Raw genomic sequence first — 13196 nt, forward strand, 5'->3', positions numbered from 1 at the left:
GAATTCTCAGCCTCCCTCTCTTTGATAATGACAAAGCGGATGTGCACGCAGCTAATTTGGTTAGCTGTAATGATTGTGCTTTTTTAATAGTAACTAAAAGAACAAGGGAAATGACTCAACTAACTTGTGTTAGAGCTTCTTTAATTATTTTTCATAGAGAAAGTCATGACCATGGTGCACCTAACTGGTAACACCAGATAGTGAACGTTTGTTGATCACTACAGTTATCAATTATTTGATGTTACTTTTCTAAGGCTAATATCGCGAACTGAGGCAGAAATGCGATAGATCAATTTATTATTTTTGAGAGTTCATCAAGATACTCAAAATTGACCTTGATTTGGATTTTTCATCGATGAGGTATGAACTGAAAGAAGCTGGAGTAAGATTCCTGCAGTGTCTGTTGAGAAAACGTTAACGTCAATACAACAAGGTAAGGCTACTATGCAAAAACAAATAACCATAAACTTTACTAATGAAATGATTGAGCAATCAATTATTCAAACCAAGAAGCGCAATCCAGATTTAAAACCGCACTTTGAAAACTTGAATATGACTAAAGAACAAGGTCATCAAATTGGCTTTTTAGGGGAATTTGCAGCTTGTGTATACTTCGGGCTAGATTGGTTAGATAACATTCGATCTGACTACAAAACTATAGATACACACGACTTGACTCTTGGTAACGCTAAAGTGGATGTAAAAACAGAATCGGTACCTGATAATATATTTCAAATGCTGCAAACTCAATTTAGAAAAAGGCCTTTCTTGCAACATGGGTCCATTTTTGATGACAAGCCCTATGGAAGACGGTTGATCAATGCAGGGCAAAGACAAGAATTAGAGAAGAAGCATGTAGTGTTATTTGGTGCTGTTAACAGAGATAGCATGATTGAACATGAAGATGGTACTTTTTTAATAGGCTTAAGCGGTTGGCTTCCCCTTGGTTATGTCACAGTAAAAAACGCTTTGAAATACCCTATTATTGAAGATAAACCGTTTGTTGCTAAAAAACACAAATATCCAACGCCTGTAATGGCAATTAAGAGCTCCGATTTACTATCGATTGATGATCTAAAGGAAAAATATAACCAACATAAAAATACATTTCAGTCATAATAAGAAGTATGCATTTTATCAAGGGTTGATTGTAAGTTCACCAAATCGCATGGTGAACTTACAATACAGGAGATAATAGCGTTTCACTCCAAAATAATTTAACGATACACCGTCGATGTTCATTGAGCGGGTACTATAATTTCTTGCGATACGATTAAAATCTAAGCTGGAAAATAGCTGATATGATAAGTTATCGTATCATATCAGTATGGGATTGCAGCTGACCCGTCAGTGACACTGCCTTTAGGCTGACGTGTTGCTCTGAGGTTATGGAACTAATATTACATTCGAGTTAAGATATTTTTTAACTCTAAAAATACTTATCTAAGTGCATGATGATAGTTAACTACAGGGATGAGTTATGAATTCTTTATACGGCTCGGTGATGATATGGGCAATTTTTATCGTCTGGCTAACTCCATTTGTATTAGTTTTAAAGTCCAATAAAACGACAGGGAGGGAAAAGCTAGCTTGGGTACTCACGATACTATTTGTTTCTTGGTTTGCTTGGGTTATCTATATGCTTATTGCCCCTATCAAATCTAAAATTGATGGCTAGCATACTGATGGTGATAGCAGATGAAAATTTTAGATAACAAAATGCATAAGATAGATTAGTAAGAACCGGGTGTTAAGGCCTACAGGCAATCATGGATATTGGAGTTTATTGAATGGAGTTGGTTACACAATATGGTACAAGTATTTTGGTGCTTGGTTTATCAGGGATGTTGTTTTTTATTCAGTTGTTAGTTGCGGATATCACGGGTATAAAACAGGGACACACGCCGGGTATGACAGTCACGGCTGGGCATGGGAGCTTTTTATTTCGTTCTAACCGAGCATTTGCAAATAGCAATGAAACTGTTGGTATTTTCGTTTTATTTATACTGTTCGCGATTTTCTCTTCAGCTAATCCAGTATGGGTAAATAGCTTATCGCTAATGTATTTGTTTGGTCGCATTGGGCACATGATCTTTTATTACGCTAATTTTCAATTGATGCGTAGCGTATCGTTTGTCGTAAGTGCGATTGGTTTAATCGGTATATTTTTCTCAGGTATAATGCGTTGGTTGTGAGTATCACCCTAATAAGTCTGAGTCTCACTTAACCTGATTTGAGTTCCCTGGAGGAACATTAGGTAAAAATTTCATAGTACTAAGTATATCTATGGTGTTTATTGATAAAGTAAATATGCAAATTTTTTCAGTTAGAAGCACTTTCATTAAATCAGATTACTTAACACTAAAATGTATTTGTTTACGACGCTATAAAAACTGGTGTTGGTACGCAGGAGCAATATGAATTTATTTAAGCTCTCTCGATTCAGGTTGAGGTGGTCATTCGAAAGAGTGACCACTCGAATAAAAACTTTATTCGGGAGTAAATCATGAAAAATGTAAAACGATCCATACGTCGACATCATACGGAAAGATTGAAGAGTAATAGAAAAATGTACTGGGGCAAAGCTGCAAATAGCTCTAAGCGTTTGCTAGGGTTTTGTATATCTACTCCGTGTGTCTGTTCATGTTGGATGTGTGGTAATCAACGTAAGCATTATGGTGCAAGCATTAGTGATAAAAAACGGAACTCCATTTATGAAAGTTCGTTTGTAGTATCACGTTTGAACTGTACATTGACTGATCATGCAAATGATGATCATGTTCTTTAGTTTTCATTTAATTTCCTTATCTTTCGATATCTTGTTTTTGTGACCCGGGCAGGTTGCAATGTGAAAGGTTTTAGCCGATGATCATTCGCGTAACGCGCCTGATGTAAACTAAGTGAAGGTCGAACGAAAGATCTGGTTGCTTTTGATTGTCGGCATTTGTTGACGAGCTACCTGAAAAGGCTCGAAAATCGATAGAGAAAAATATGAAAATTGCTTTAACAATGGAAAATAGCCAAGCGGCTAAAAATGAAATCATTTTAAACGAACTACGTCATGTTGCTGCTCAAAGTGGTGACGAAGTATTTAACGTAGGTATGTGTGACGCAGAAGATCACCACCTAACCTATATTCACCTAGGTATCCAAGCGTCTGTTTTGCTTGCTGCAAAAGCAGTGGATTTTGTTTTCACAGGTTGTGGTACAGGCCAAGGTGCTTTGATGTCTTGTAACGCGCACTCAAACGTTGTGTGTGGTTATGCACTTGAGCCGTCGGATGCGTTCCTATTTACACAAATCAACAACGGTAACGCGCTATCTCTTGCGTTTGCTAAAAACTTTGGTTGGGCAGCGGAACTAAATGTGCGCGGCATCTTTGAAAAAGTGATGATGTCTGGCTGTGAACGTGGTCAAGGTTACCCAGTAGAGCGTGCTGTACCTCAACAGCAAAACGCAGCCATTTTGAATGATGTGAAAGCAGCCGTTGGCAAAGATTACTTAGAAGCGTTGAAGTCTATCGATGTTGAACTAGTAAAAACAGCGTGTGGCGGTGAACGTTTCCAACAATGTCTATTTGAAAACGCACAAGATCAAAACATCGTTGATTACATTCGTACTGTATTGAACTAATTAAAGCGTAATTATATTGAAGGCCAGTCGAAAGATTGGTCTTTTTTATATTTTAAAAGTGTAGATAAAATTCTTCTTATCGTCCCAATAAAAATATTTCAATAAAAGTTTACTGTATACAAAACGGTAAGGTGATGTTATTTGATATAATATGCAAGGATTTGAACAAAAAAATAAAGGATTCTATACATGTTCAACAGTTTGTCTATCAAGCAAAAGATCGTTCTTCCTCTAATTTCTATGATTGTTTTATTGACGATCAGCTCCGTCCTAAATGTGCTCACTATGTGGAAGCAAACAGAACTTAGTGAGACGCTCAATGAACAAATTATCCCGAGTATGTTCACCCTAGAAGACGCTTACCGAGACTTATATCAAGCGACGGCTGCGATTCAAGGTGTTGCTCTCGCAACCTCAAAAGCAGAAACTGAACACCACTTGTTTGAATATAAAGATAATGCCTATAAAGCATTGCCGCGTATGAAAAAAGTGATGAACCTGTCAGAGGCTGGCATATTACCAATAAATCATGGTCATGATGTTCAAAAGTTGGTTTCGTTAGGCGAGCAGTGGTTACAAAGTTATGAAACGATGATCAATAAACCACAATCTGAGTGGCTAAGTTATTATGAATTAAATAAAGCCCTGTTTGAAAATCAATTTGGTGCAGTACGTGAACAATTAAATGTAGTCAAAGATGCCATTGAGGTGAAGCAAAACTCGTTGAAGACGGAGATTGCAGCGGCAACCATTCGTGCGGAATTGATTTTGGAGTCCGGCATCGCGATCGTTGTTTTATTTGCTTTGGGTATGGTAATTTTATTGCTCAAAACTGTCGTGAAGCCTATTAATGATATCAAACAGGCTATGACTCAAATTGCATCAGGTGACGGTGACTTAAGTCAGCGTATTGATATCAAAACACAAGATGAAATAGGGCAACTTGCTGCCGGGTTCAATCAATTTGTGTCTAAAATTCAAACGACCGTTTCACAAGTGGTGGAAAGCTCAAATACGCTTCGTCGTGAGATGGACCAGTTGAACTCGCTGACAGCGACGATTGTCGACTCTACTACTCTTCAACAACGTGATAGTGAGGCCGTGGCGGCAGCGGTTAATGAGATGCAAGTGACCAGTCGTAACGTAAGCGATAGTGCAACACAAGCAGCTTTAGCGAGTCAGACCGCAAACCAAGAGCTCGTCAATACCAATGAAATCTTAGAGCAAACGGTTGGGGCTATCCGAGATCTCGCCGGAGAAATCGAAAGCGCAAGTACTGTCATCAATACCTTAGATAACGATGTGAGTAATATCGCCTCTGTACTTGATGTGATTCGTGGCATCGCAGAGCAGACGAACTTGCTGGCATTGAATGCGGCTATAGAGGCAGCTCGAGCTGGCGAGCAGGGCAGAGGTTTTGCAGTAGTTGCGGATGAAGTGCGTTCATTGGCAAGTCGGACTCAACAGAGTACAGGTGAAATCCAATCGATGATCGAAAAACTTCAAGCTGGCGCAGAAAAAGCGGTGGAAGTGATGCATGGTAGTAAAGTTGGAAGTGAAGAAACTATTCAGTCTGCGGGCTTAGCGACAGAATCCCTTGCTGAAATTTTAAATGCTATCTCACGTATGAATGAAATGAATACCCACATTGCAACTGCTGCTAGTCAGCAAAGCTCGGTCAGTGATGAAATTAGCAATAATGTTCAAGGTATTGCGGATAGCAGCACGTCAATTGTCGGTGTGGTTAATCAAGCGCAACAGTCATTGGTGATGTTATCAGAGCAAACTCAGCAGCTAGACGAACAAGTGAGTCAATTTCGAGTGTAGTAACACGATCTGAATTTTAGTTTTTGAGCCCGCACAGTGATGCGGGCTTTTTTACATTGCGTAAAACAATCGCAATGCAAAAAAGCTATGGCATTAGTACAAACAGCGAAATGAGAAATTTTGCAATGTCATTTTAGAGATGCCACTGAAAACCAGACTGCATTGTTCATCAAGGTAATACACTCGGTTGTGTCGGACTGATACGGGTTTATCTGTTCCTAGAACAATGTATTCTCGCCCTTTGGATTTTGAGTATTCGTAGTCGTACTCGAGAGTTTTATATTCAGACTCTGTTGCATCGAGTCGTGAGTAATGGATTCTCGATTGGATATGATTTTGATGCAGCTCTGTATAGGTTGTCCAGCGATGATTGAGCGCTTCTACTTTGCCAAAGAGCCTGACGAATGAGGCCTGTTCAATAAGCAGCAAAACGATATTAAGTATCAGAACTAACACTATGAGCAAAAATTTATGGGCATTGCAGAAGGAGCTGATCTTTGTGGTAAATGCATTCATGGTTATCAATGGTCACGATTACGTTGCCGTTCTCATCCTTTTTAATCTCTGAGTACGGATCTGCATGGAGAACACGCTCGAAATCCATTTTATAGTAGAGCGCTTGAGCGGTATGCCAAACATTAAACACGGTGACGAGTGTGAGTACTAAAGCCACAGCGCGCCACTGATTACTGTGACTCTTTTTTGCGCCTTGGCTTTGTTGCTGTGGCGGTAGACTTTCTACGTTATTGTCAGCCAGAGTTTTTGGCGCAAACTCAAAGTTAAGTGAGTAGCCAATACCTGGTTTGTTAACAAGAATGTTTTTTTGGCTATCTTCTAGTACTCGCCGAGTACGGTTAATGAGCTGAGGTAAACTCTCTTGAGAGATATGCTCGTTGCCCCAAACTTTCTTGATAATCTCAGTGTTGCTTATTGTGTTTGGATGCGCGTCAGCCAGGCACGAGAGTAGCGCTCTCTGCTTGTTGGTTAGCGTTTTTGGGTCTTCGCTATGATCATTTGGATCCAGTGGTTTTAAGTAATGAGTCGTCCTGTCCCAAGTAAAATTCCCTAGCACTAGAATATTGTCGATACTCATAACAAATTGATTTTGTATTTTGGGGGTTAAGGGGGGGGCAGATTATAAGCAATTGAAGTGATAAATCAATGCAAATTGTTACAAAATATCTTTGTTTCAATATCGCTTTCGCCTATCACATTGACTTTATTGTATTGAGTAGCCTTGTGCTCTGAATGCATAGCATTACTGGCAGTTATCGTTCCTTTTGGTTGTTACTAATTGCTTGAATTTGTCTAGGAGTTTATGCCGTTTTTATTACGAAAAATCACCTTTTCTGTGTTCACAGAATGGAAAAATTACCAATTAAAATAAGTGGTCTTTGAGACATCAATAGCAGCTTTGATACAAACAGTTTTATCTATCGTAAAGAGCGGTAAATTTTGTTGTATGTACAACATCTAGTCACTATTATCCCGACTAATTTTGCAGGCCCTTATATCGGGCTCGCGTATATACACAAGAGAGAAGTTTCATGACACGTAGAACTACGCTATCTCTGCTCATCGCTTCCAGCCTACTGTTGGTTGGATGTGAGCAGAGTCAAGAGGGCCAAGCCCAGATGGGACCGGCGCCGACACCAGAAGTGACGGTAATGACAGTAGAACCTGTTCGTCAAGCACTTACGGTTGAACTACCAGGCCGCAGCCGTGCTTATATGGAAGCAGAAGTTCGCCCACAGGTAACAGGCATTATCTCTGAGCGTAATTTTGTAGAGGGCGGTGTAGTTAAGAAGGGCCAATCTCTATACCAGATTGATGATTCGACATTCCAAGCGGATTTACTGAGTGCTGAGGCTGAGCTCATCCGCGCGCAAGCGGCAGCAGAATCTACGTATTCCACAGTGAAGCGTTACCGCGCCTTGATCACGAAGAAATCGATCAGTCAACAAGACTTAGATGAAGCAGAAGCAGCTTACAAAGAAGCGAAAGCTCAAGTGCTAGTAGCGAAAGCAAGAATTAACACAGCGAAAATCAACTTGTCTTATGCGCAAGTTAAAGCGCCAATCGGTGGTGTGATCAGCAAATCGAATGTGACTGCGGGTGCACTTGTAACGGCTAACCAAGCGGCAACGCTGACGACAATCCAACAGTTAGATCCGATCAATGTGGACATCGTTCAGTCGTCTTCTCAGTTACTTCGTTTGAAGTCGGCACTGTCACAAGGCCAACTTCAAGAAGATCAGTCTGCGCAAGTCACGCTGAAACTGGAAGATGGTTCAACGTATGCCCACAAAGGCATCATGAAGTTTACCGAAGTTAACGTAGATGAAAGCACCGGTAGTGTAACGCTACGCGCTGAGTTTGCGAACCCAGACGGTTTGTTACTACCTGGTATGTTTGTACGTGCAACAGTAACGTTAGGTGTCGATCCTGATGCCATCCTAATTCCTCAAAATACCGTGACGCGTGACTCTACGGGTAAAGCGTCTGTATTGACTGTCGGTGTCGACAATAAAGTTTCTGTTACCCCAGTTACGACGGCGGAGTCAATCAATAACCAATGGCGTATTACAGATGGCCTGAAACCTGGCGATAAAGTGATTACTACGGGAATCCAAAAAGTGCGTCCAGGTAGCCCTGTAACGATTCAAGCAGGTCAGCAGGTATAATCATGGCTCGTTTCTTTATTGATCGCCCTGTATTTGCATGGGTACTTGCGATCTTGACTATGTTGGCCGGTGTGATGTCACTGTTCAACTTGCCAGTGTCGCAATACCCGACGGTGTCACCTACGACGATCTCAATTAATGCTCGTTACCCAGGTGCGTCTGCAAAAACAGTTGAAGACTCGGTAACTCAGGTTATCGAGCAGAATATGACGGGTCTTGATTACCTACGTTACTTGAACTCAAGCAGTGATGCGTTTGGTAACGCAACGATCACGCTGACGTTTGATAGCGAAGCTGATCCAGACATCGCGCAGGTTCAGGTGCAAAACAAACTGCAATTGGCCATGACTTCACTTCCAATGGAAGTACAAAGTCAAGGTATTGTGGTGAACAAATCTAACACCTCATTCTTGATGGTTGTGGCCGTTTACTCTGAAGACCCAGAGTTTACCGGTAATGACATCGGTGATTTTGTTGTTACTAATATTCAAGACCCAATCAGTCGTGTAAGCGGTGTGGGTCAGGTTCAGGCGTTTGGTTCTCAATATGCGATGCGCATATGGTTAGACCCGTTCAAATTGACGCAATTTAATCTAACTGCAATTGATGTTGCGAACGCGATCCGTGCGCAAAACGCTCAAGTGTCTTCTGGCCAGCTTGGCGCAGCTCCGGCGCAAACTGGTCAATTGCTTAATGCGACGATCTCATCGGCAAGCCGTTTAACCAGTGAAGCTGAATTTAAGAACATTATTCTTAAGTCAGAAGCGAATGGTTCGAACGTATATCTAAAAGACGTTGCTCGCGTAGAACGTGGTGCAGAAAGCTATGACATCAATGGTCAATACAACGGCTTTCCTGCAGCTGGTTTAGGTATCTCTCTAGGTACTGGTGCCAACGCGTTAGAAACCGCAGAAGCGGTGAAAGAGCGTTTGGGCCAGATCAGTGAAACGTTCCCTGAGGGCCTAAAGATTGCGTATCCATTCCAAACGACTCCGTTTGTGGAAGCGTCTATCCAAGAAGTAGTGAAAACGTTGTTAGAGGCGGTGGTACTGGTATTTTTGATCATGTACCTGTTCTTGCAGAACTTCCGTGCAACGTTGATTCCTACCATTGCGGTTCCGGTGGTATTGCTCGGCACATTTGCGGTTCTTTATGCAACGGGCTTTAGTGTTAACACGTTAACCATGTTTGCGATGGTACTTGCGATCGGCCTGCTGGTGGATGACGCGATCGTTGTGGTTGAAAACGTTGAGCGTGTTATGCATGAAGACGGTCTAGAACCGAAAGAAGCAACCAAGAAATCAATGGGCCAAATTACGGGCGCATTGGTTGGTGTTGGTTTAACGCTTTCTGCGGTGTTTGTACCGATGGCATTTATGTCTGGCTCTACAGGGGTTATTTACCGTCAGTTCTCGATCACTATCGTAGCCGCAATGACGTTGTCGGTATTGGTGGCGATCATTCTAACTCCGGCTCTATGTGCAAGCTTATTGAAAAAAGGCGATGCAGAGTTTTCTGAGAAAAAAGGTTTCTTTGGTTGGTTCAACCGTAAGTTTGATTCGATGACCGCAGGCTATGAAGCTGGCGTCGCGAAGATGCTTAAGCGTACTGGTCGTATGCTGATGGTTTTCCTAGCAATGAGTGTGGGTGCAGGTTGGTTGTTCTCAAACCTACCGACATCATTCTTGCCAGATGAAGACCAAGGTACGGTGTTCTCGATGGCGATTTTGCCACCGAACTCAACACAAGAGCAGACAGAAAAGACCCTAGATAAAGTTCGTACTTACTTCTTGGAGCAAGAGAAAGACAACGTTCAGTCGGTGTTCTCAGTTGCAGGCTTTAGTTTTGCGGGCCAAGGTCAAAACATGGGTATGGCGTTTATCGGTCTAAAAGACTGGTCTGAACGTGAAGCTCCAGGTTCTGATGCTGCATCGCTGACTGGCCGTGCAATGGGGTACTTCTCAACCATCAAAGAAGCAATGGTGTTTGCATTCTCGCCACCAGCGATTCAGGAGTTGGGTAACTCAACGGGCTTTGACTTCTACCTACAAGATTCACGTGGCTTAGGCCATGATGCGCTTGTTGCTGCTCAATACCAATTACTTGGTATGGCCGCGCAAAATCCGAAGCTTGTGGGTGTTCGTCCAAATGGTCAGGCTGATGCGCCGATGTATCAAGTTCATATTGATCACGTCAAGCTCAGTGCATTGGATGTAAGCATTAATGACGTAAACCAAATCCTATCATCTGCATGGGGTGGTGCTTACATTAACGATTACATCGACCGCGGCCGAGTAAAGAAAGTAATGGTACAAAGTGATGCTGAGCATCGCATGCAGCCTGAAGATTTCAACTCATGGTACGTTCGTAACGCACAAGGTGAAATGGTACCGTTCTCTGCGTTTGCTACGGGTGAATGGACGTATGGCTCACCACAGCTACAACGTTTCAATGGCTTGCCAGCAATGAACATTCAAGGTGGGGCAGCTCCGGGCGTGAGTACTGGTGAAGCGATGGAAGAAATCGAAGCAATGGTGCAGCAACTGCCTGTAGGCTTTACGGTTAACTGGAACGGCATTTCTTATGAAGAACGTTTGTCTGGTAACCAAGCGCCAATGCTATACGGTCTATCAATTTTGGTTGTCTTCCTTGTACTTGCTGCTTTGTATGAAAGTTGGTCAGTGCCACTGGCGGTTGTGTTGGTTGTTCCTCTGGGCGTTCTTGGTGCCGTACTTGCGGTGATGGGACGTGGCATGGACAACGACGTATTCTTCCAAGTGAGTTTGTTGACTACCGTTGGTCTAGCGACGAAGAACGCGATCCTTATCGTAGAATTTGCGAAAGAATACTATGAAAAAGGTGCAGGTCTTATTGACGCGACGTTACATGCAGTACGTGTTCGCCTGCGTCCAATTATCATGACTTCGCTTGCGTTTGGTCTAGGTGTTGTGCCACTTGCAATCAGTTCAGGGGTTGGCTCAGCAGGTCAGAATGCCGTAGGTACAGGTGTACTAGGTGGCATGATCAGTGCCACGATGCTGGGTATCTTCTTCGTTCCTGTGCTCTTTGTTGTGGTAGAGCGCTTGTTTGATCGCCGCGCACAGAAAGAAGCACAAAAAGAACAAATGGCATCTCATTCACAGCCTGCTGTGAGCCAAGAGTAAGGCTTAGCTCAATAGACTAAGTTATACTATTACGAATAAGTACAAGAAAAGGACGTTTCGGCGTCCTTTATTTTTGCATTCAAGTGAACCGTTTGGTTTGATGCTCCTAAGGTTATGTTTCTCATCATTCCCGAAAGCGACGAATGAACGCAGTCAGGAACCTCTTGCCAACGCAGGAGCACCCAAATAAACATTAAGCCGAAAACAGAATAGGCAAACATGAAAGAAAAGAAGATTTCTCCGATCTCTATTTTGGATCAAAGCCCAATGTTCGTCTGCGGTGTGATGCAGCGGATGTACCGAAATCGTGCTCAATCAGAATTGTCACGCCAAAACTTGATTACCTTAGAAATGGCAAGTGCATTGGCAGCGCTGGAAGAATTTCAGCCAATGAGCCAACAAGAACTAGCGGATGCGGTTCTCACTGAACGCAGCGTTGCGAAACGTATGGTTGATAACTTAGAAAAGCGAGGGTTTGTTCAAGTATCAAAAAGTGAAGCGAACCAACGGCTCAAAATTCTGACTTTAACTCAAGAGGGGACGGAAGAAGTTAGAAAAGTGCATCGGATTATGAACCAATTACAAAAAGACTTTTTTTCATGCTTATCCGATAAAGAATCGACAGAGTTCTTCCGTTTAGTAAGAAAGATGACGTTGGCGAATCATCACTAATTAACGTAACAATGACGCTATTAAATTAAAAACGGTCTATTTATTAAGCGACAATTTATTAAGCCACAATGCGCGTTTTTGTTCGTTTAATTCTGAAGAATTTACGCCAGTTAATAGGCATCATAGGTAACACGATCAACATAATGCCAAGGGCGGTGAGAATATCAGGAATTTCATCAAACCACATCACTCCAAATAGCGTAACAAAGGCAAGGCCAGAATATTCCGCAAGTGCAATTTGGCTTGCTGGAGCACGTTTAAACGCTTTAACGACTAAAGCATGGTAAGCCAATACAAAAAGATTAATCGCGATAATCCACATCAAATGTTCCAATGTAATGTCAGTCCATTGAGGGTAAGCAAGTAATAAGGCGATCGGCAATGTCATCAGCGTTGTCCAAAATAGAGTACAGACCAACGGTTGGTTTTGCGGCATACGTCGGATTAGAACATTCCCACCTCCAATAGCCAGCGCACTCCCTAATGCAATCACTGCTGCCCAATGAAAGTGTTCCGGGCGAAGAACAATTAATACACCGCCAAAGCCAACTAATGTACCGAGAATTTTTCCTTTCGATGGTTGCTCTTTTAGGAACATTATAGAGAGTGGTAGAACGAGCAAAGGGCCCACGTAAAAGATCGCATTGGCAGTAGCAAGCGGTAAGTGCGTAATTGCAACCATGGCACATGCACTCCCCAATAAGATCAGCTGAGCTCGCCAAAATGTTATCCAATCACATCCCATTAGGCGTTCTGATTTTTCTAAACGAAACCACAGCGGGAGTAGAAGAAGCAAACTAATAAATTGACGAATGAAAACATATTGAAAAGTCGGAACTTCGCCATTTAGCATTTTGAGCGATACATCAGAAAGAGACGCAACCAAATTCGCCACCACTAAGAGGAAAATGGCGCTAGAAACATCAGTTTTTTTCATATGTTGGATTTATTCGTAAATGAAATTAGGACGATATAGCATTTAGGTGGTGACTCTCCTTTGGGAAAAGTCATGTTTGCTGTGCAAGCTGACGAAATGTCGCTGTTAACTTCTTGTCGAGTGTAATTAAATTACAAAAAATTATGGCTGAAGTCATACTTGGTCATAACATAACAAAAAATTAATATGTATTATTATATATCAATGATGTGTTGGTGTGTATCTTTATTGAAAGCAAAAGGTTTTCTATATGGAATAGATAGAAAACAAAAAAGCACG

Annotated in this window: 9 protein-coding genes; 7 read left to right on the plus strand and 2 right to left on the minus strand. The window is 42.0% G+C overall.

Annotated features, from left to right (window positions below; translation table 11 throughout):
• Positions 1 to 444: 444 nt before the first annotated feature.
• The 4 genes from KHN78_RS12930 to KHN78_RS12945 all read left to right on the plus strand — a co-directional run bounded on the left by KHN78_RS12930 (position 445) and on the right by KHN78_RS12945 (position 5460).
• On the plus strand, positions 445 to 1119 hold the full coding sequence (locus tag KHN78_RS12930; RefSeq protein WP_223917781.1) for a hypothetical protein: 675 nt from the start codon (positions 445 to 447) through the stop codon (positions 1117 to 1119).
• A 671-nt stretch (positions 1120 to 1790) separates the two neighbouring features.
• Positions 1791 to 2195, plus strand: a complete 405-nt coding sequence (locus KHN78_RS12935; RefSeq protein WP_211916327.1) for an MAPEG family protein — start codon at positions 1791 to 1793, stop codon at positions 2193 to 2195.
• A 796-nt stretch (positions 2196 to 2991) separates the two neighbouring features.
• The gene (locus KHN78_RS12940; RefSeq protein ID WP_211916328.1) at positions 2992 to 3633 is read left to right on the plus strand and encodes an RpiB/LacA/LacB family sugar-phosphate isomerase; all 642 of its coding nucleotides are present in this window, start codon (positions 2992 to 2994) and stop codon (positions 3631 to 3633) included.
• A 189-nt stretch (positions 3634 to 3822) separates the two neighbouring features.
• The gene (locus KHN78_RS12945) at positions 3823 to 5460 is read left to right on the plus strand and encodes a methyl-accepting chemotaxis protein (protein ID WP_211916329.1); all 1638 of its coding nucleotides are present in this window, start codon (positions 3823 to 3825) and stop codon (positions 5458 to 5460) included.
• A gap of 469 nt (positions 5461 to 5929) precedes the next feature.
• Here KHN78_RS12945 and KHN78_RS12950 read toward each other — a convergent pair whose 3' ends face one another.
• Positions 5930 to 6553: a transcriptional regulator gene (locus KHN78_RS12950; RefSeq protein WP_211916330.1), complete on the minus strand. Its 624-nt coding sequence runs from the start codon at positions 6551 to 6553 to the stop codon at positions 5930 to 5932.
• Between the two features lie 454 nt (positions 6554 to 7007).
• On the opposite strand from KHN78_RS12950, the gene KHN78_RS12955 reads away from it, so the two are divergent.
• The 3 genes from KHN78_RS12955 to KHN78_RS12965 all read left to right on the plus strand — a co-directional run bounded on the left by KHN78_RS12955 (position 7008) and on the right by KHN78_RS12965 (position 11980).
• The gene (locus tag KHN78_RS12955; protein WP_211916331.1) at positions 7008 to 8144 is read left to right on the plus strand and encodes an efflux RND transporter periplasmic adaptor subunit; all 1137 of its coding nucleotides are present in this window, start codon (positions 7008 to 7010) and stop codon (positions 8142 to 8144) included.
• Positions 8145 to 8146: 2 nt separating this feature from the next.
• Complete coding sequence (locus KHN78_RS12960; RefSeq protein ID WP_211916332.1) at positions 8147 to 11308, plus strand: efflux RND transporter permease subunit; 3162 nt, start codon at positions 8147 to 8149, stop codon at positions 11306 to 11308.
• Positions 11309 to 11527: 219 nt separating this feature from the next.
• Entirely contained in the window at positions 11528 to 11980 is a 453-nt protein-coding gene (locus KHN78_RS12965) for a MarR family winged helix-turn-helix transcriptional regulator (protein ID WP_211916333.1), read from the plus strand.
• A gap of 58 nt (positions 11981 to 12038) precedes the next feature.
• On the opposite strand, the gene KHN78_RS12970 is transcribed toward KHN78_RS12965, so the two are convergent.
• Positions 12039 to 12917, minus strand: coding sequence for a DMT family transporter (locus KHN78_RS12970; protein ID WP_211916334.1), 879 nt, complete (start codon positions 12915 to 12917; stop codon positions 12039 to 12041).
• Positions 12918 to 13196: the final 279 nt, after the last annotated feature.

The sequence above is a fragment of the Vibrio sp. B1REV9 genome, assembly GCF_905175395.2.
GTDB lineage: Bacteria > Pseudomonadota > Gammaproteobacteria > Enterobacterales > Vibrionaceae > Vibrio > Vibrio alfacsensis.

Excerpts from the sequence above, each read along its gene's own strand:
- KHN78_RS12930 (WP_223917781.1), top strand. The coding sequence starts at position 445 with ATGCAAAAACAAATAACCATAAACTTTACTAATGAAATGATTGAGCAA.
- KHN78_RS12935 (WP_211916327.1), top strand. The coding sequence starts at position 1,791 with ATGGAGTTGGTTACACAATATGGTACAAGTATTTTGGTGCTTGGTTTA.
- KHN78_RS12940 (WP_211916328.1), top strand. The coding sequence starts at position 2,992 with ATGAAAATTGCTTTAACAATGGAAAATAGCCAAGCGGCTAAAAATGAA.
- KHN78_RS12945 (WP_211916329.1), top strand. The coding sequence starts at position 3,823 with ATGTTCAACAGTTTGTCTATCAAGCAAAAGATCGTTCTTCCTCTAATT.
- KHN78_RS12950 (WP_211916330.1), bottom strand. The coding sequence starts at position 6,553 with ATGAGTATCGACAATATTCTAGTGCTAGGGAATTTTACTTGGGACAGG.
- KHN78_RS12955 (WP_211916331.1), top strand. The coding sequence starts at position 7,008 with ATGACACGTAGAACTACGCTATCTCTGCTCATCGCTTCCAGCCTACTG.
- KHN78_RS12960 (WP_211916332.1), top strand. The coding sequence starts at position 8,147 with ATGGCTCGTTTCTTTATTGATCGCCCTGTATTTGCATGGGTACTTGCG.
- KHN78_RS12965 (WP_211916333.1), top strand. The coding sequence starts at position 11,528 with ATGAAAGAAAAGAAGATTTCTCCGATCTCTATTTTGGATCAAAGCCCA.
- KHN78_RS12970 (WP_211916334.1), bottom strand. The coding sequence starts at position 12,917 with ATGAAAAAAACTGATGTTTCTAGCGCCATTTTCCTCTTAGTGGTGGCG.